We start from the raw sequence: 18578 nt of genomic DNA, 5'->3' as shown, positions 1-18578 counted from the left end.
GTCCACGACTCGCCCAGCTCGGTGGTGACATCGGCCTCCGCGGCGCCGCCGACGAGGGCGAGCAGCAGGTCGCGGGCGCCGGGCCGCTGCCCGGGTTCCTTGCGCAGCGCGGACCGGACGAGCCCGGCCAGCGACGGCGGAAGCTCCCCGAGCTCCGGCTCGGCGTGCACGGCGCGGGCGGCCAGCAGCTGGAACGAGCCCTGCCCGAACGGGTTGCGGCCGTTCGCCGCGAACGCCACCAGGCAGCCCCACGCGAACACGTCCACGGCCGGGGTGACCTGCTGGGCGGTGATCTGCTCGGGCGCGATCCAGCCGGGGCTGCCGACGACCTGGCCGGTCCGGGTGTGCGCGGACGCGACGTCCAGCGCCCGCGCGATCCCGAAGTCGATCACGCGGGGCCCGGAGATGGACAGCAGCACGTTGCTGGGCTTGAGGTCGCGGTGCACCAGACCGGCGCTGTGGATGGCGACGAGCGCCGCGGCCACCCCGACCGCGACGCCGTGCAGCATCCCGGGCGACAGCGCGCCGTTCTCGGTGACGTGCTCCAGCAGGGACGGGCCGTCGATGTACTCGGTGACCATGTAGGCGAGGCCGAGGTCGTCGCCGTGCTCCAGGACCTGCGCGGTGCAGAACGACGCGACGCGCTGCGCGTTGGCGGCCTCGTCGTGGAAGCGGGCGAGGAACGTGCGGTCACCGGCCAGCGCGGACCGCACGACCTTCACCGCGACGCGCCGGTCCTCCTCGTCGCGGCCGAGGTAGACCGCGCCCATCCCGCCTTCGCCGATCTTGGCCTCGATCCGGTACCGGCCGATCCGCGTGGGATCCCCGGGGCGCAGCTCGCCCAGGGAAGACGCTCGCGGGCCGTCCATACGATCACCTTTTTTCCGCCCACGAGCCGCGCCTTGGCGGCCGCCCACACGAGCGGCACGCGGCCCACCGCTCCATACGATGTCAAAGGAGACGGCGAGGTTCTAGCGTCCGCCCGCCGGATCGGGGTCAGTGAAAGTTCCTGGCGCGGACGCGGCCGGGGACGGGGAGCCGCCGCAGCCGCGTCGCGCGGATGTTGGTGACGCCGTCGGCGCGTTCCAGGCGGCCGCTGACCAGCAGCGCCTGCGAGTCGACGGCGAGGCCGCGGTGCCGCTGGAACACCTGCGGCGGGCATACGACGTTGATGATGCCGGTCTCGTCCTCCAGCGTCATGAACACGATGCCGCCCGCGGTCGGCGGGCGCTGCCGGTGGGTGACGAGCCCGGCGACGACGACGTTGGTCTCGCCCGGCGTCGCGGCGAGCCGCCTGGACGACAGGGCGCCCAGCTCGTCCAGCGCCTCGCGGACGTGCGCCACGGGATGGGTCCGGGAGACGCCGGTGGCCCACAGGTCGGCGAGCGTCTCCTCGATCGGCGTCATCGCGGGCAGCGCGGGAGCGGACGCGCCCGGCGTCACCCCTTCGAGCTGCCCCGGGCCGGAGCCCGCGAGCGCGCCCGCCGCCCACAGCGCCTCGCGCCGGGACAGGCCGAGCCGGTCGAACGCGCCCGCCGTGGCCAGCGCCTCCAGCGCTCCGGCCGACAGCGGCACCCGGCGTGCCAGGTCCTCCATGCTCGTGTAGGGGCGGCCCGCCGCGACGGCCTCCGCCGACTCGTCGCCCAGGTTGCGGATGCCGGCGAAGCCGAGCCGGATCGCGGGCTGGGGCTCGGCCGGAGCGTGCGGATGGTCGGAGTCGACCTCGACCGCCTCCTCCAGCGTCGGGTGGACGCCGCTGGCGTTGATGTCCACGCCCCTGACCACGACACCGTGATGCCGGGCATCGGCCAGAAGGCTCTGCGAGCTGTAGAACCCCATCGGCTGGTTCCGCACCAGGGCGGCGGTGAACGCCGCCGGGTAGTGCCGCTTCAGGTACGCGCTCGCGTACACCAGATGCGCGAAGCTCTGCGCGTGCGACTCGGGGAACCCGAACCCGGTGAAGCCGAGGATCTTCTCGTACACGCTCTCGGCGATGTCGGCGGGAACGCCGCGTTCGGCCATCCCGTCCAGCAGCCGCCGCTTCAGCCGCTCGACGCGCTCGGGCGCGCGCTTGGCGCCCATCGCCTGCCGGAGCTGGTCGGACTCGGCCGGGGTGAACCCGGCGCAGTCGACGGCGAGCTGCATCATCTGCTCCTGGAACAGCGGCACGCCGAGCGTCCGCGACAGCGCCGGCTCCATCAGCGGATGCGGGCAGGCGGCCGGTTCCAGGCCCTTCCGGCGGCGCAGGTACGGGTGGACGGACCCGCCCTGGATCGGCCCCGGCCGGATCAGCGCGACCTCCACCACCAGGTCGTAGAACTCGCGTGGCCGCAGCCGCGGCAGCGTCGCCATCTGCGCCCGCGACTCCACCTGGAACACCCCGACCGTGTCGGCGGCGCCCAGCATGTCGTAGACGAGGGGGTCCTCCGCCGGGATCGACTGCAGGTCGTACCGCCGGCCGTGATGCCCGCCGACCAGGTCGAAGCAGTCGTGCAGGGCCGCGAGCATGCCGAGCCCGAGCAGGTCGAACTTCACCAGCCCGGCCGCCGCGCAGTCATCCTTGTCCCACTGCAGGACGCTCCGGCCCGGCATCGTCGCCCACTCGATCGGGCAGATCTCCCCGACGGGCCTGTCGGCGATCACCATGCCGCCGGAGTGGATGCCGAGGTGGCGGGGAAGGGTCAGCATCCGGTTCGCCAGCTCCATCACCGGAGCCGGGATGTCGGTCTCCGAGCCGACCGGGTCACGCGGGTCGATGCCCTTCGACCACGCGTCCTGCTGGCCGGGGGAGAAGCCGAGCGCCCGCGCCGCGTCCCGCACGGCCATCCGCGGCCGGTAGCTGATGACGTTGGCGACCTGGGCCGTGCATTCGCGGCCGTACTTCTCGTAGACGTACTGGATGGCCTCCTCCCGGCGGCGGTGCTCGATGTCCAGGTCGATGTCGGGAGGGCCGTCCCGGCCGGGCGACAGGAACCGCTCGAACAGCAGCCCGTGCCGGACGGCGTCGACGCCGGTGATGCCGAGCGCGTAGCAGACCGCCGAGTTCGCCGCCGACCCCCGCCCCTGGCACAGGATGCCCCGGCTCCGGCAGAACTCCACGATGTCGTGGACGATCAGGAAGTAGCCGGGGAAGCGGAGCTGCTCGATGACGTCCAGCTCCTTGGCGATCTGCTCGTACGCGCCGGAGATCCGTTCCCGCTCCGGCGGCCCGTACCGCTGGAGCGCGCCCTCCTTCACCAGGTGCCGCAGCCAGCTCGCCTCGGTGTGGCCCTCGGGGACGGGCCAGTCCGGCAGGCGGGGCGCGACGACGTCGAAGTCGAACAGGCACTCCTTCCCCAGTGCGACCGTCCTCTCCAGGACGCCGGGGAACCGCGCCAGCCTCCTCGCCATCTCCGCGCCGCTCCGGACGTGCGCGGTGCCGCCCGCCGGCAGCCAGCCGGCCATGTCGTCCAGGCTGCGGCGGGCCCGGACCGCCGCCATCGCCTGGGCCAGCCGCGCGCCGGACCCGGGCGCCGCGAAGTGCACGTTGTTGGACGCCACCACGTCCACCCCGGCCCGTCCGGCCAGCTCGAACAGGATGTCGTTGCGGTGGTCGTCGTCGGGCTGGTCGTGGTCGACCAGCTCGACGAACACGTTCTCCCGCCCGAACACGCCGGTCAGGTTCCGCAGCTCCCGCTCCGCCGCGTCCGGCCCGCCCGCCTCCAGCGCCGCCGGGACCGGGCCCTTCCGGCATCCGGTCAGCACCGCCCAGTGCCCGTCATGGGCGGCGGCGAGGGCGTCGGCGTCGTACACGGGGCGGCCCTTGCGCCCGCCCGCGAGCTGCGCGGCCGTGATCGCCGAGCAGAGCCGCGCGTAGCCGGGGGCGCCCCGCGCGAGCACCAGCAGATGCCGGCCCGCCGGGTCGGGCTCCCCGGTCTGCGGCCCCGGCAGGCCGAGGCTCAGCTCCGCTCCGAACACGGTCCCGATGCCGGCGTCGTGCGCGGCCTGCGCGAACTGCACCGCCCCGTACATGCCGTCATGGTCGGTGATCGCCATCGTCTCCACGCCGAGCCGCGCCGCCTCCGCGACGAGGGCCGCGGGGTCGCTGGCCCCGTCCAGGAAGCTGAACGACGAGTGGCAGTGCAGCTCCGCCCACGGCACGTCCGTGGCGGCGCGGCGGGGGAGGCGGGGCGCCTCCGGCGGCGCGTCCGGCCGCGCCTCGGACGGCCGCCACGACAGCCGCTCCTCGAACTCCCGCCACGGGATCGGCGGGTTGTGCCACCCCATCAGGCGTCTCCCGTCATGCGGCGGCTAGTCATAGACGGCCTCGACGTGCCAGCGGCCGCCCTCGACGGCGAGCAGGTAGGCGGCGCCGTCCTCGGTGGCGACCTGGAACCGCGCCCGGCGCCGCGACCGGCCGGGATCCCACCAGTGTTCGTCGGCGGGCCACGGGCCGGTCCAGCCGGTGATCGCGGCGGCACGCCCCCGGACCGTGATCGTCGCGGGCGGCGCGGACACCTCGCACCGCGCCGACACCACCACCGCGCCGCCGGACGCGTCGAGCAGTTCCGCCGGGGACGGCGCCACCGGGACGACCGCAGGCGCGGGCCCGGTCACACGCCCCGGCCAGGGGCCCTCGGGCGGGTCCGAGGGGGCCAGGTCGCCGACCGGTACCCGGACGACCTGCTCGCCCGGCCCGCGCCCGCCCACCAGCACCGGCCGGGTGATCCCCTGATGGCCGAGCAGTGCCTGGATGCGGTCGGCGGCCCTGGCGATCCGGTCGGTCACGGCAGTGCGGCCCCACAGCGCGTCCTGCCTCCCCTCGTCCGGGACGATCTGGTCCGGCGCCAGCTCCAGCCACGTGACCCCGCCCCAGACGTGTTCGGCCTGGTCGCCCTGCGGCTGCCACGCCGACAGCTGCCACCGGACGCGCTCGGCCACCGCCAGCGCCGACAGGCCGTCATGCCGCCACAGCCGCCGCAGGACGTGCCCGTCCGCGAACCCGACCGCGGCCTCCAGCCGGACGCAGGCCAGCCCGCCCGCCGCGAGGCCCTCGTGCAGTTCGGCGGCGAGCCGCTTCGCGCCGAACACGACACGCTCGGCCTGCTCGGCGGGCGGATCGAAGGAGGCGCGCACCGACAGGTCCGCGGCGGCCCTGACGGGCGCGAGCGGGCGCGGCTCCTCGCCCCTGGCCATCCGGTGCGCGAGCGCGCCGTCCGTCCCGAACCGCCCCGCGACGTGCCCCGACGGCAGCGCCGCGAAGTCCCCGAGGGTCTTGACGCCGAGGCGCCGGAGCAGATCCGCCAGCTCCGGCCGGTCCAGCACCGACAGCGGATACGGCGCGAGGAACGCCGCCGCGCCGCCCTCCGGCACCACCAGGCCGCCCTCCCCGGCCCGCGCGGCCAGCTCCGCCGCGTACAGCCCGTCCGCGATCCCCGACCCGCAGTCGTGCCCGGCCTCGACGACGGTGTCCTGGACGAGGACGCGCAGCGCCTCCTCGCCCCCGTAGAACCGCGCCGGGCCGCGTGCCGGCAGCGCGCACAGCCCCGGCCGCACCACCTCCACGCGCGGCGTCAGCTCCGCGATCACCGCGGCGACGGGCTCGAACAGCCGTCCCTCCGCGTCGACGTCGCGTTCGCGCACCACCAGCTCGGGGCAGCGGCGCTGCGCGTCCCGGAGCCGCTGGCCGCGCCGGACCCCCTCGGCGCGCGCCGCCGCCGTGCAGGCCGCCACCCGGCCCTGCACGACCACGGCCCCGGCGGCGGACGCGTCCACGCCCACCGCCGTCACCGGCCAGTCCGGACACCACACGACCAGGACCCGCGTCACGCGATCCCCTCCTCGGCCGGCACCTTGACGCGCGGCGGAAGAGCGGAAGTCCTCGGGTGGACCGGGGCGCCGTCGGCGACGAGTTCCAGCGGCGGCCGGACGGTCTCGTCCGGTTTCACCGTGCCATCGGCGGCGGGGAGCCAGATCCGGGCGCGGCGGCCGCGTCCCGGGGCGTCGCGGCCTTCCGCGACGATCCGGGCCCGGCGGCCGGTGAGGCGGCCGTGCCCGCCGGCGATGCCGTCCCAGGTGATGTCGTCCAGGCTGAGCCGGAGCCGGGTGCCCGGCCAGTCGCCGGCGAACGCGCCGGTCAGCGTGAGGACGCAGCCGTGCTTTCGGACCAGCGCCGACAGGCGGCGGACGGCCGCGGTGCCGGGACGCTCGGGAGGGCACAGCAGGATCAGGTCAACGGCCTCGCAGAGCGCCGCGACCGCATCGGGCCAGCGGTCACCGGGGTCGTCGACGAGCAGCAGGCGCTCGGGTGCGGCGCCCATCCCGGCCGCCGCGGCCACGCCGAAGCCGGGCAGGCCGACGACGCCGCACCACCCGCCGGCGCCGTCCTCGCCGCCGTGCCGGGACACGCCCGCGACGAGCGCCGAGCCGAGCGACGCGGCGCCGAGCCCGCCGACACCCACGACCGACCCCGGGCGCAGCCCGCCGGGGACGACGGAGCGCAGTGCGGGCAGCACGGGTACCGTGTCGCGCGGTGCGGTGTCCAGCCCCGTCGCCTCCAGGGCCGTGGCCAGCTCCCGCAGCGCCGCATCCGGCACGGTCGTCCTCCTCTCGCCCCCACGGAACAATTTCGAACACAAGTTCGACCTGTGTCAAGTTCTCGCAGGTCACAGAGTGCGGCCGGGAGGCCCGAAAGCCCCGGTGGTGTGGGGGTTCCGGCGATTTTCCGGGCATCATGGGCGGTATGACGAGCGATGTGCGGACCATCACGTGGACCGGCGACGGATTGAAGCTCCTGGACCAGACCGTCCTCCCCGCCCGGGTCGAGTACCTCGTGGTCCGCGACGTCGGCACGCTCGTGGGCGCGATCCGGCGGCTGGTCGTGCGCGGCGCCCCCGCGCTGGGCGTGGCGGGCGCGTTCGGCGTCGCCATCGCCGTCCGGGAGGCCGCGCGGGAGAGATGGGACGACAACCTGCGGGACGCCGCGATCGCCGCCGTCCGGGAGGCCCGCCCGACCGCGGTGAACCTGGCCGCGGGCGTCGACCGCGTACTCCCGTTCGTGGCCATGGGCGCCGACGCCGTGGCGGCCGAGGCGCAGGCGCTCCTGGACGAGGACGTGCGCGGCAACCGCGCCATCGGCGCGTTCGGCGCCGACTGGATCCTCGGCCGCGTGGGAGACCGGCCACTGCGCGTCCTCACCCACTGCAACGCCGGCGCCCTCGCCACGGCCGGATGGGGCACGGCCCTCGGCGTCGTCCGCGAACTCCACGAGCGGGGACGCGTCGAGATGGTCTACGCGGACGAGACCCGCCCGCTGCTCCAGGGCGCTCGGCTCACCGCGTGGGAACTCGACCGGGACGGGATCCCCTGCCTCGTCCAGGCGGACGGCGCGGCGCCGAGCACGATCCTGCGCGGCCTGGCGGACGTGGCCGTCATCGGCGCGGACCGCATCGCCGCCAACGGCGACACCGCCAACAAGATCGGCTCGGTCGGCGTGGCGCTGGCCTGCCGGGCGGCCGGTGTTCCCCTGGTGGTCGCCGCGCCGTGGAGCACCATCGACCTGGCCGTCCCGGACGGCGAGGGCATCCCCATCGAGGAACGTCCCGAGGACGAGATCCTGACCTGGGGAGGCGCGCGCACCGCCCCCGCCGGTGTCGGCGGGTTCAATCCCGCGTTCGACGTGACGCCCGCCCGCCTCGTGACCGCGCTGGTCACCGAGACGGGCGTGCTGGAGGTCTCGGCGGGTGCGACGCCCGCCCAGCGGGACACGGTCCGGATCGGCCATCATGATGGATCGTGACGACCTCCCCGACACCCCACGCCACGCCGCCGCGCCCCGCGGAGCTCGAGGCCGTCCTGGAGCGGATCACCTACGCGAACGAGGACACCGGTTACACCGTCGCGCGGGTTGCGACCGCCAAGACCGGAAGCGACCTGCTCACGGTCGTGGGCGCGCTGCTCGGCGCGCAGGTGGGGGAGAGCCTGCGGCTGGTCGGGCGGTGGCGGTCCCATCCCAAGTACGGCAAGCAGTTCGAGGTCGAGTCGTACACGACCGTCCTGCCGGCGACCGTCCAGGGCATCCGCCGCTACCTCGGCTCCGGCATGATCAAGGGGATCGGGCCGGTGATGGCCGACCGGATGGTGGAGCATTTCGGCACCGACATCCTCCGGATCATCGAGGAGGAACCGCAGCGCCTCGTCGAGGTGCAGGGCCTCGGCCCCAAGCGCACGAAACGCATCGGTGAGGCGTGGGAGGAGCAGAAGGCCATCAAGGAGGTGATGGTCTTCCTGCAAGGCGTCGGCGTCTCGACGTCGCTGGCCGTCCGCATCTACAAGAAGTACGGCGACCAGTCCGTCGACACCGTCCGCAAGGAGCCCTACCGGCTCGCGTCGGACGTGTGGGGCATCGGGTTCAAGACGGCCGACACGATCGCGCAGGCCGTCGGCATCCCCCACGACAGCCCCGAGCGGATCAAGGCCGGGCTCCAGTACACGCTGTCGGAGGCCGCCGACGACGGCCACTGCTTCCTGCCCGAGCCGAACCTCGTCACGGCGGCGGAGAAGATCCTCGGCGTCGAGCGGGAGCTGATCGTCCCGGCGCTGGACGAGTTGGCCCGCGACGAGGGCGTCGTCCGGGAGCCGATCCCGGGGGAGGGCGAGGACGCGGCGACGATCCCGGCGGTGTACCTGGTCCCGTTCCACCGGGCCGAGCGGTCCCTCGCCCGAGGCCTGCTGGAACTGCTCGACGCGCCCGCCGACCGGCTCAAGGCGTTCGCCGGCGTCGACTGGGACAAGGCGTTGCCGTGGCTGAAGCAGCGCACCGGGCAGGCCCTCGCCCCCGAGCAGGAGGACGCCGTCAAGCTCGCCCTCACGTCGAAGGTGTCGGTGCTGACCGGCGGCCCCGGCTGCGGCAAGAGCTTCACCGTCCGCTCGGTGGTGGAACTGGCCGCCGCGAAGAACGCCCGGATCGTCCTGGTGGCACCGACCGGCCGCGCCGCCAAGCGCCTCGCCGAGCTGACCGGGCACGAGGCCGCGACCGTCCACCGCCTCCTCCAGCTCCAGCCCGGCGGCGACCCCAAGTTCGACCAGGACAACCCCCTCGACGCCGACCTGGTCGTGGTCGACGAGAGCTCGATGGTCGACCTGGTCCTCGCCAACAAGCTGGTGAAGGCGATCCCGCGCGGCGCGCACCTGCTGCTCGTCGGGGACGTCGACCAGCTCCCGTCCGTCGGCGCCGGCGAGGTGCTCGCCGACCTGCTGGCCGCCGCGGCGATCCCCCGCGTCCGGCTCACCACGATCTTCCGGCAGGCGCGCCAGTCCGGCATCGTCGTCAACGCGCACCGCGTCAACTCCGGCGACCACCCCCACACCCGCGGCTACCCCGACTTCTTCCTGTTCCCGTGCGAGGAGCAGGACGAGGCCGCCGAGCTGACCGTGGACGTCGTCGCCAACCGCATCCCCCGCAGGTTCGGCCTCGACGCGCGCCGCGACGTCCAGGTCCTCGCGCCCATGCACAGAGGGGCCGCCGGGGCCGGGACCCTGAACACGCTCCTGCAGGAGGCCCTGACACCGCACGACGACGCGCGTCCCGAACGCCGCTACGGCGGCCGCGTCTTCCGCGTCGGCGACAAGGTCACCCAGCTCCGCAACAACTACGACAAGGGTGAGGCGGGCGTCTTCAACGGCACCGTCGGCGTCGTCACGTCCGTCTCCACCGAGGACCAGTCCCTCACCGTCGTGACCGACGAGGACGAGAGCATCGGCTACGCCTTCGACGAGCTGGACGAACTCGCCCACGCCTACTCGATCACGATCCACCGGTCACAGGGCAGCGAGTACCCGGCCGTCGTCATCCCGCTCACGACCGGCGCGTGGATGATGCTGCGCCGCAACCTCCTCTACACGGGCATCACCCGCGCGAAGAAGCTCGTCGTCCTGGTCGGCTCGCGCCGGGCGCTCGCCGCCGCCGTCCGCACGGCCGGCGCCGGCCGCCGCCACACCGCCCTCGCGCACCGCCTCACCCGGCCGTAGTCACTGCGTGCTCGGCGGCGGGGCGGTGCTCTTGCGGACGACGAGGCTGGTCGACAGTTCCATGCGGGTGGCGACGGCCTCCCCGGCCCGGATGCCGAGCAGGATCTGGGTGGCGGCCTCCGCCATCTGGCGCAGCGGCTGGTGGACCGTCGTCAGGGCGGGGCTGGCCCAGGGCGCGACCGCGACGTCGTCGTACCCCACTACCGACAGGTCGTCCGGGACGCGCAGCCCGTGCACGCGCGCGGCCTCCAGCACCCCGAGCGCCTGAAGGTCGCTCCCGGCGAAGATCGCCGTCGGCCGGTCGGGACGCCCGAGCAGCTCCCTCGCCCGCTCGAAGCCGCCCTCCACATGGAAGTCGCCGTAGGCGACCTGGGACGGGTCGACGTCCAGCCCGGCCATGCTCATCGCCGAGCGGAACCCGTCCAGCCGGGCGATCGAGCACAGCATGTCCGCCGGCCCGGTGATGATCGCGATGCGCCGGTGGCCCTGGTCGATGAGGTGCCGGGTCGCCGCCAGGCCCCCGGACCAGTTGGCCGAGCCGACCGACGGGACGTCCGGCTCGGGGTCCCCGGCCGGGTCGATGATGACGAACGGGATCGAGCGGGCCCGCAGCCGCTTCCGGTGCGCCGGCGCGAGGCTGGAGAACAGCAGCACGACGCCGATCGGGCGGCGGCGCAGCACCCCGCCGATCCACTCGGGGCCGGGGGAGTGCCGGGTGCCGCTCTCGGTCAGCACCACGCTCGCGCCGTTGGCCTTGGCGACGCTCTCCACCCCGCGGATCAGCTCCATCGTCCACAGGCTCTCGATCTCGTGCAGGACGATCTCGATGAGCGGGGCGTCGGGGGCCGACCGCACGCCCCGCCGGTAGCCGTGCTGCTCCAGCAGCTGCTCCACCCGCACGCGGGTCTTGCTCGCCACGTCCTCGCGCCCGTTCAGGACTTTCGAAACGGTCGAAACGGAGACACCGGCCTGATCGGCCACCGTGGCCAGGGTGACCCGGCCCGAATCCTCGTCCTGTCGCATGCCCGAAGCTTAGGGATTTCGAAGAACCCGCCGAAAGTTGCCCCCCGGCGGAGATCAATCCCGGTGGTCGCGGCGGTCCGGGGCGCCGGACTCCCTGGCGCTGCGCTCGGCGGCCCTGCGGAGCTGGTGGCCGGCCTGCTGGACGACGCGGACCGGCCGGGCGGGCAGATGCCGGGCCGCGCCGCGGTGCCGCCGCCAGTTCTCGCGTGCGCGGGCCCGGTGCTCGACCCGCAGGTGCTCGATGAGGCGGTCGACGTCCATGGACACCTCGCCGTACAGCGGCCACAGCTCCCCGGACTCCGCCCGCCGGCGCAGGGCGCGGGTGAGCCGGGCGCGGCGCTCGCGGGCGATGTCGACCCGCACCTCCAGGTCCTGCTCGGCGCGGACGGGCCGCGCGTCGCGGGCGAGGTCGGAGCGGGCCAGCCTGCCGTAGGCCGCGACGCTCGCGGCGATCCCCGACAGGGCGTCGCCGAGGTCGCGGCGCAGCTCCGGGTCGGTCAGCAGCCGCCCGCGCTCACCGAACCGCTCGTCGTCGGCCAGCGACCGGGTCAGGCCGCGCAGCGAGAGGGTGAAGTGCTCGATCGTCATCATGGCGTCGCGCAGCCCGACTCCGGCGTCGATGAGCCGCCGGGCCCGCGTCCGCGGGTTGAGCGCGACGCTCTCCTCCGCCTCGCTCAGCTCCCGGTCGAGCCGGCCGATCTCCTGGGCGAGCCGCCCCGCCGAATCCTGCCAGCCGGCGGCCTGGTCCTTGACGGGCTCGCCCCGCAGCCCGCCGGCGATCTCCTCGATCAGCGCGCACAGCTTCTCGGTGATGCTCTGGACGGCGTCCTCGGCGGGCCGCACGCGCACCGACGGCACCAGCAGCGTCGCCGCCAGCCCGGTCGCGGCGCCGATCAGCGTTTCCAGGACGCGGGTGGTGGCGCCGGCCTCGCTCGCCGTTCCCAGGCCGAAGATCAGCATCGCGCTGATCGCCGACTCCAGCACGTGCTCGTGCAGCCGCAGCACGTGCCCGATGGTGAGCGCGGTGAAAATGGTCAGGCCCAGCGTCCACCAGTGGAACCCGATGAGGCTCGCCGCCATGACCGCGACGAGCACGCCGGAGGTGACCGCGCCGACCCGCAGGATGCCCGCCCTGATCGTCCGGTAGATCGAGAACTGGACGACCAGCAGCGCGGTCAGCGGCGCCAGCAGCGGCTTCGGCCCGTCCTGGCCCAGGACCGCCAGGGCGAGCACGTAGGACAGGGTGGCGGTGATCGTCAGCCGGGCGATGCGGTACGCGGCGGACTGCACCTCGGTCGCCACATGGAGCACCGAGCGGCCGGACCGCTCGGAACGGTCGCGGCGGCGGAAGAACGCGGGTGCCATGCCGGGGTCCTTCCCGCGTGCGGGCAATCTCGCGGCAAAGCCCGGATCCGTGTGCCCCGCGCCGGGTCAGGGGCGGCGGCGGGCGCGGAAGGCGGCGACGTTCGTGCGGTTCGAGCAGGACTCGGAGCAGAAGCGGCGGCGTCCCGCGCGGGACGTGTCGGCGTACACGCGGTCGCAGCCGTCCGCCGCGCAAACCCCCGTCCGGCCGAGACCGTGCTCGACGATCAGCTCGGCGAGGTTCATGAGCGTGGTCGCGCGGACCCGGTCGGGGAGCCGGGACGAGGGCGGCGCGTAGTGCATGTGCAGGCCGTGCGGCTCGTGGTCGGCGAGGTGCGGGTGCATGGGGACCTCCAGCATGAGGCCGTTCAGCAGCGCCATCGCGTCCTCGACGCGCGCGGCCTCGAAGAACGGCCGCAGGACCCGTCCCCAGTGCCGGAAGGCGTCGGCGTCGGCGTCGGCGAACTCCTCCCAGAAGAACTCGTTCTCGCGCAGGATCCGGCGCAGCGCGTCCGCGGAGTCGTCGCCGTCCGCGCTGGTGACGGCGTTGACCAGCGCCGCGGCCGCGGCCACGCCGTGGCTCTTGTACCCGGTTATCCGCATTGCCATGGCCTCCGCCGGCATGTCATGCTGTAAATGTCATTCTAGTTATAACCCTTACACACTGGAACACGCACTCACATGGGGACGCGCGGTGGAGGAATGCCCACGCTGTGGCTGGCCCGAATCCCAGGTCTACGAGGTGCTCTCGCGCCACCTGACGTCGGAGGGCGTGGTGACCTACACCCGCTGCGCCTGCGGCGAGCCTCAGGTGCGCGTGCAGCCGTTCGGCCCCGGTGCGGTCGTGGCGGCCTGCCGCGCCGACGTCCCATCCCCGGCCGGCCCTAGTGGCGCCAGCGAGTGAGGGCGGTGACCTGCTCGGGTGTCGCGCCGTCCAGCAGGGCGATCTCGCCGCGCCGTACCGCCGACACGGTGTCGGCGACGGCCTCGCCGAGGGCCTCCCGCAGGACGGTGTCGGCCTCGAACGCGGCGGCCGACTCGGCCAGCGACGCCGGCAGCGGGGCGATGTCCCGGGCGGCGCGCTCGTCCTCCGGCAGGCCGGCCGGGTCCACGCCGACCGGCTCCGGCAGCCTGCGCTCGGCGCCGATCCCGTCGCGTCCGGCCGCCAGCAGCGCCGCGAGCAGCAGGTACGGGTTGGCGGCGGCGTCCAGGCACTTGATCTCCAGGTTCGCCGCGGCCGGCCGCTCGCCGTCCGCGCCGGTGACGAACCGCAGTGCCGCCTCCCGGTTCTCCAGCCCCCAGCACGCGAACGCGCCCGCCCAGTGCGACGGGACGAGCCGCAGGTAGCTGGCCACCGCCGGCGCCCCGACCGCCAGCAGCGCCGGCAGCCGGTGCAGGATCCCGGCGGTGAACGCCTCCGCGGCGGCCGTCATCCCGCAGGGGCCGTCGCCGCCCGCCATCGCGTTCACCGGCCGCCCGTCCCCGTTCGCCCGCCACAGGCTGAGGTGGACGTGCGCGCCGTTGCCGACCGAGTCCGCCTCGACCTTCGGGGAGAACGAGGCGGCGAGGCCGTGCGCCATCGACACGGCCCGGATCGTCTCCTTCACCACGACGGCGGTGTCGGCCGCGCCGACCGGATCCTCCGCGGCCACCGACACCTCGTACTGCCCGGCCGCGTACTCCGGGTGGAGCTGGACGACCGTGACGCCGGTCTCCTTGAGCGTCGTCAGGACGTCCCGCAGGTAGCCGGCCAGCTCGGTGACCCGCGTCATCCCGTATGCGGGTCCGCGGCAGGCGGGGGAGAAGTCGGCTCCGTCGCCCTTCGACACGGCCCACTCGATCTCGAACGCCGTCTTGACCGTCCATCCGCCCGCCGCGAGCCGTTCGGTCTCGCGGCGCAGCAGGGCCCGCGTGTCGAGCGGGTGGAGGGTGCCGTCCTGCGCGTACCGGAACGCCGGCGCGTGCGCCCAGCCCGGAAGGGCCGCCAGCGGGACGAGCCGGTCCAAATCCGGGTGGAGGCGCAGGTCCCCGACCGGCCCGCCGATGTGCCGTCCGGACACGATGGAGTCGTCCAGCAGGAACACGTCGAAGACCGGGGACATCCCGACGCCCCACTTCGCCGCGTGCTCCAGCCGCTCCACCGGGACGGTCTTGGTGCGCGTGATCCCGCTGATGTCGACCCACGTGAGCGCGACGGCCACGATGCCCTGCCCGGTCAGCCGCCGCGCCGTACTCGATGCGCGGGCACCGAGCCGGGCGCGCGTGTGCGCGTCGAGCACCTGCCCGGCGGTGACGGGTTCGGGGATCTGTTCCACGATGCTGGCTCCGATCGGAGTGGCGGAGGATGAGAGCGCGGCTCACAAGGGCATCTTGAAATTCTCTCCTGCCTGAAGGCGGGAGATGCCGGCCTACCTTGCGGTGGTCGGATTGACGCCGCGGCCCTCCCAGCAATTGATCCACGCCCGGACATAGGTCTTCAACACCGCCCGGGCGGCCTGCGCGGGCAGGATGGCGAGCCGGTCGATGTCGGTTCGGGCTTGCCGGATCGCCGCGTCGGCGGCCTCGAGAGAACGGCGGCACTTGGGCGTCATCGTCCACCAGTCGTGCAGCAGGTTCCACATTGCCCGCGCCGCATGCGCTTGGGCGTCCAGCGCCGTGACCTGCTCGCGCGACAACACCAACCGGGCGCGATGCCCGGACTGCCGCTGGACCGACGCGCTGCCGCTCACGTTTCGTGATCGTAGCATTGGCTTAAGTCACCACGGTGGGATACCGAATCCCGATGTCCGCCGGTAGAAGATCGGAGACCGGTTACATGGAGGAGGGGCGCGCGGTGCAGGACGTATTGGAGTCGCTGCCGCTGGTCGACCACCACTGCCACGGCGTCCTCGACCTCGAACTCGACCGGGAGACGTTCGAGGAGCTGCTCACGGAGGCGGAGAGCTCGGGCCCGCCGGGCGTGAGCATGTTCGACACCCAGGTCGGGTTCGCGCTGCGTCGCTGGTGCCCCGCCGTCCTGGACCTGGAGGCCCACGCCGAGCCGGACGCCTACCTCGCCCGCCGCGCCGAGCTGGACCCGGCCGAGGTCAACCGGCGGTTCCTGGAGGCGGCCGGGCTGGAGGCGCTGTGCGTGGACACCGGGTACACCCCGCGGGCGATGCTCGAACCGCCGGAGCTCGGACGGCTCGCCGGAGCGCGGGCCCACGAGATCGTCCGGCTGGAGACCCTCGCCGAGCAGGTCGCGGCCGACGGCGTCGGCGCGGCGCGCTTCGCCGGCGAGGTGCGGACCCGGCTCGCCGCGCGGGACGCGGCCGGCGCCAAGTCCATCGCCGCGTACCGGGCGGGCCTGGAGCTGTCGGGGGAGCGGCCGCCGGCCGCGGAGGTCGCCGCGGCGGCCGGGCACCTCATGCGGCAGGAGCGGCCGCGCGTCTGCGACGAGGTCCTGCACCGGTTCCTCGTCTTCTGCGCGGTCGACGCCGGGCTGCCGGTGCAGTTCCACGTCGGGTACGGGGACGTGGACGCCGACCTGCGCCGCGGCGACCCGCTGCTGCTCATCGAGCTGCTGCGCGCCATGGACCCCGTCCCCGCGATGCTCCTGCACAACTACCCGTTCCACCGGCACGCGGGCTACCTCGCGCAGGTGCTCCCCAACGTCTACGTCGACGCCGGGCTCGCGACCCACAACCTCGGCCACCGCGCGCCCGCGCTGATCGCCGAGTTGCTCGAACTGGCGCCGTTCGGAAAGGTGCTGTACTCATCCGACGCGTTCGGGCTCGCCGAGCTGTACCACCTGGGCGCGCTGCTGTTCCGGCGGGGCCTGGCGGGCTTCCTCGCCGGGGGAGTGGAGGACGGCGCGTGGACGGCCCGGGACGCCGGACGCGTCGCGGAGCTGATCACGTCCGGCAACGCCCGCCGCGTCTACGGAATCTGAGCGACCACCCTTTGGAGGCTGGAATGGCCGCACGTGAACGGCTGCTCGTGATCGGGGCCGACGCCGCCGGGATGAGCGCCGCGTCCCAGGCCCGCAGACGGCGCGGGGCCGGCGAGCTGGAGATCCTCGCCGTCGAGCGCGGCCACCACGCGTCCTACTCGGCGTGCGGCATCCCGTACTTCGTGGGGGGCGTCGTCGAGGAACTCGACAAGCTCATCGCCCGCACGCCCGCCGAGTTCCGCGACCGCGACATCGACCTGCGGATGCGCACCGAGGCCGTCGAGATCGACCTGGACGGAGCCCGTGTCCGCGTCCGCGACGTGGAGGGCGGCGGTGAACGCTGGGAGTCCTACGACCACCTCATGGTCGCGACCGGAGCCGTCCCCGTCCGGCCGGGCCTGCCCGGCGCGGACGCGAAGGGCGTGCACGGCGTCCAGATCCTCGATGACGGCGTCGCCATCCGCCGCGCCCTCGAACAGGGGGAGCCGCGCCGCGCCGTCGTGGTGGGCGGCGGCTACATCGGCCTGGAGATGGCCGAGGCGATGGTGATGCAGGGCTTGGAGGTGTCCCTCGTGGACCTCGCCGACCAGCCGATGCAGACCCTCGACCCCGACATGGGCGCGATCATCGCGGACGCGATGCGCGACATCGGCGTGAAGCTGTACCTGGGGGAGCCGGTCGAGGGCTTCGAGACCTCCCCGGACGGGCACGTCACGGCCGTCCGCACCGGGAGGCGCACCCTCCCCGCCGACCTGGTCGTCCTCGGCCTGGGCGTGCGGCCGAACACCGGACTCGCCCGTGCGGCCGGGATCGAGACCGGCCCGACCGGCGGCATCGTCACCGACCGGCGGATGCGCACCCGCGCCGAACGGGTGTGGGCGGCCGGGGACTGCGTCGAGTCCCGTCACCTGGTGTCCGGCGGCCCGGTCGCGATCCCGCTCGGCACGCACGCCAACAAGCAGGGACGCGTCGCGGGCATCAACCTCGGCGGCGGCTACGCCACGTTCCCCGGCGTCGCCGGGACCGCCGTCGCCAAGATCTGCAAGGTCGAGGTCGCCCGCACCGGGCTGAACGAGAGCGAGGCGGCGGCCGCCGGGTTCGCGTCGCTGAGCGTGGTCGTGGAGTCCACCACCCGCGCCGGCTACCATCCCGGCGCCACGACGATGAAGACCAAGCTCATCGTGGAGCGCCGGTCCGGCCGGCTGCTCGGTGCGCAGATCGTCGGCGAGGAGAACGCCGCCAAACGCGTCGACGGCCTGGCCATCGCGCTGTGGAACGGGATGACGGCCGAGGAGATGACCGGCCTCGATCTCGGCTACGCGCCGCCGTTCGCGCCCGTCTGGGACCCGGTCCTGATCGCCGCCCGCAAGGCCGCCGACGCTGTGGAGGAGGACATGCGCGCCTGGTCGTGAGAGCGCCTCCCGGGGGCTTCATTCACGGGCGAGGTCGCGTTCGAGCGCGTCGGCCGCCGCGCGCAGTGTGGCGACCAGCTCGGGAAGCCGTTCCTTCTCGTACCGCGCGCTCGGCATCGACACCGAGAGGCCGGCGACGGCCTCGCCGTCCGGTGTGCGTACGCAGACGCCGACCGCGACGAGACCCCGCTCGGAACGGCCCTCGTTGAGGGCGAATCCGTTGCGGCGGACCCGCGCGAGGTCCGCGCGAAGGACGTCGAGGTCCGGCCGGACGTCCGGACGCCGGCCGAAGCGGTCCGCGGCGTACAGCGACTCCAGCCGGTCGGGCGGCAGTTCGGCGAGGAGCAGCAGGCCGGCGGTGGTGCGGTGGGCGGGGAAGACCATCCCTTCGCGCGAGCCGACCCGGAGAGCCTTGCGCGACTCGACGCCGGCGATGAAGCGCACGGTGTCGCCGGTGCGGACCGTGAGGTTGGCGGACTCGTCGAGCAGGTCGACCAGCCTGTGCAGATGTGGCAGCGACGCCGCCCGCAACCTGGCCGCGGTCGACTGGGAGTGGGCGGCGAGTTCCAGGACGGGGCCGACGCGGTAGGTGCGGTCGGCGTCGCGGACGGCGAAGTCCCGGTAGACGAGCATGGCGAGGAGCCGGTGCGCGGTCGAGTTCGCCACGCCGAGCCGCCGAGCGACCTGGGTGACCGTGAGCGGACCTTCGAGCTGCAGCATCACCGAGATCCGCAGGGCGTTGTCGACGCTCGCGATGGCGTACGGGGGCGGTTCCTTGAGCGGCTTGTCCACCCGGCCTCAATTCTGGAAGACAGAATCTTCTTTTCCCCACAGCGTACAGG

The 18578-nt window shown here is 74.1% G+C and carries 14 protein-coding genes; 4 read left to right on the top strand and 10 right to left on the bottom strand.

Annotated features, from left to right (window positions below; genetic code table 11):
- From E1285_RS04955 to E1285_RS04940, 4 genes are all read right to left on the bottom strand, one after another.
- A partial coding sequence (locus E1285_RS04955) for a serine/threonine-protein kinase (RefSeq protein WP_132148487.1) occupies nt 1–869 on the bottom strand: 869 nt, incomplete at its 3' end.
- 127 nt (nt 870–996) lie between these two features.
- On the bottom strand, nt 997–4266 hold the full coding sequence (locus tag E1285_RS04950) for an error-prone DNA polymerase (protein ID WP_132148485.1): 3270 nt from the start codon (nt 4264–4266) through the stop codon (nt 997–999).
- Between the two features lie 24 nt (nt 4267–4290).
- Nucleotides 4291–5808, bottom strand: a complete 1518-nt coding sequence (locus E1285_RS04945; protein WP_132148483.1) for a DNA polymerase Y family protein — start codon at nt 5806–5808, stop codon at nt 4291–4293.
- Nucleotides 5805–6575 (bottom strand): hypothetical protein, encoded by a 771-nt coding sequence (locus E1285_RS04940; protein WP_207946402.1) that lies wholly within the window; start codon nt 6573–6575, stop codon nt 5805–5807. The genes E1285_RS04945 and E1285_RS04940 overlap by 4 nt, the downstream gene beginning before the upstream one ends.
- A gap of 146 nt (nt 6576–6721) precedes the next feature.
- Between E1285_RS04940 and mtnA the strand changes: the two genes are divergently transcribed.
- The gene (mtnA, locus tag E1285_RS04935) at nt 6722–7777 is read left to right on the top strand and encodes an S-methyl-5-thioribose-1-phosphate isomerase (RefSeq protein ID WP_132148481.1); all 1056 of its coding nucleotides are present in this window, start codon (nt 6722–6724) and stop codon (nt 7775–7777) included.
- Nucleotides 7774–10008 carry an ATP-dependent RecD-like DNA helicase gene (locus E1285_RS04930; RefSeq protein ID WP_132148479.1) on the top strand — a complete coding sequence of 745 codons (2235 nt, stop codon included), beginning with the start codon at nt 7774–7776 and terminating at the stop codon, nt 10006–10008. The genes mtnA and E1285_RS04930 overlap by 4 nt, the downstream gene beginning before the upstream one ends.
- Here the strand turns inward: E1285_RS04930 and E1285_RS04925 are convergent, their stop codons facing one another.
- The 5 genes from E1285_RS04925 to E1285_RS04900 form a co-directional block, all read right to left on the bottom strand.
- Entirely contained in the window at nt 10009–11031 is a 1023-nt protein-coding gene (locus E1285_RS04925; RefSeq protein WP_132148477.1) for a LacI family DNA-binding transcriptional regulator, read from the bottom strand.
- Nucleotides 11032–11085: 54 nt separating this feature from the next.
- Nucleotides 11086–12396 carry an aromatic acid exporter family protein gene (locus tag E1285_RS04920; protein ID WP_132148475.1) on the bottom strand — a complete coding sequence of 437 codons (1311 nt, stop codon included), beginning with the start codon at nt 12394–12396 and terminating at the stop codon, nt 11086–11088.
- A gap of 66 nt (nt 12397–12462) precedes the next feature.
- Complete coding sequence (locus tag E1285_RS47135) at nt 12463–13002, bottom strand: CGNR zinc finger domain-containing protein (protein ID WP_132148473.1); 540 nt, start codon at nt 13000–13002, stop codon at nt 12463–12465.
- Nucleotides 13003–13277: 275 nt separating this feature from the next.
- On the bottom strand, nt 13278–14708 hold the full coding sequence (locus E1285_RS04905; RefSeq protein WP_243722565.1) for a glutamine synthetase family protein: 1431 nt from the start codon (nt 14706–14708) through the stop codon (nt 13278–13280).
- A 93-nt stretch (nt 14709–14801) separates the two neighbouring features.
- Nucleotides 14802–15122, bottom strand: a complete 321-nt coding sequence (locus E1285_RS04900; protein ID WP_207946401.1) for a hypothetical protein — start codon at nt 15120–15122, stop codon at nt 14802–14804.
- A gap of 104 nt (nt 15123–15226) precedes the next feature.
- Here E1285_RS04900 and E1285_RS04895 point away from each other — a divergent pair, with 104 nt between their 5' ends.
- Nucleotides 15227–16324 carry an amidohydrolase family protein gene (locus E1285_RS04895; RefSeq protein WP_243722564.1) on the top strand — a complete coding sequence of 366 codons (1098 nt, stop codon included), beginning with the start codon at nt 15227–15229 and terminating at the stop codon, nt 16322–16324.
- A 23-nt stretch (nt 16325–16347) separates the two neighbouring features.
- On the top strand, nt 16348–17736 hold the full coding sequence (locus tag E1285_RS04890; protein WP_132148467.1) for an FAD-dependent oxidoreductase: 1389 nt from the start codon (nt 16348–16350) through the stop codon (nt 17734–17736).
- Nucleotides 17737–17754: 18 nt separating this feature from the next.
- On the opposite strand, the gene E1285_RS04885 is transcribed toward E1285_RS04890, so the two are convergent.
- A complete protein-coding gene (locus E1285_RS04885) occupies nt 17755–18528 on the bottom strand; it encodes an IclR family transcriptional regulator (RefSeq protein WP_132148465.1) in 774 nt (257 codons plus the stop codon).
- Between the last annotated feature and the right edge of the window lie 50 nt (nt 18529–18578).

This window comes from Actinomadura sp. 7K507 (genome assembly GCF_004348425.1).
Taxonomy (GTDB): domain Bacteria; phylum Actinomycetota; class Actinomycetes; order Streptosporangiales; family Streptosporangiaceae; genus Spirillospora.
Note: the sequence above shows the minus strand (reverse complement) of the source record. Positions and strands in the feature narration are given on the sequence as shown.

What these genes read in the sequence shown, in the direction of transcription:
- E1285_RS04950 (WP_132148485.1), bottom strand. Translation starts at nt 4,266, where the DNA reads ATGGGGTGGCACAACCCGCCGATCCCGTGGCGGGAGTTCGAGGAGCGG.
- mtnA (WP_132148481.1), top strand. Translation starts at nt 6,722, where the DNA reads ATGACGAGCGATGTGCGGACCATCACGTGGACCGGCGACGGATTGAAG.
- E1285_RS04925 (WP_132148477.1), bottom strand. Translation starts at nt 11,031, where the DNA reads ATGCGACAGGACGAGGATTCGGGCCGGGTCACCCTGGCCACGGTGGCC.
- E1285_RS04920 (WP_132148475.1), bottom strand. Translation starts at nt 12,396, where the DNA reads ATGGCACCCGCGTTCTTCCGCCGCCGCGACCGTTCCGAGCGGTCCGGC.
- E1285_RS47135 (WP_132148473.1), bottom strand. Translation starts at nt 13,002, where the DNA reads ATGGCAATGCGGATAACCGGGTACAAGAGCCACGGCGTGGCCGCGGCC.
- E1285_RS04890 (WP_132148467.1), top strand. Translation starts at nt 16,348, where the DNA reads ATGGCCGCACGTGAACGGCTGCTCGTGATCGGGGCCGACGCCGCCGGG.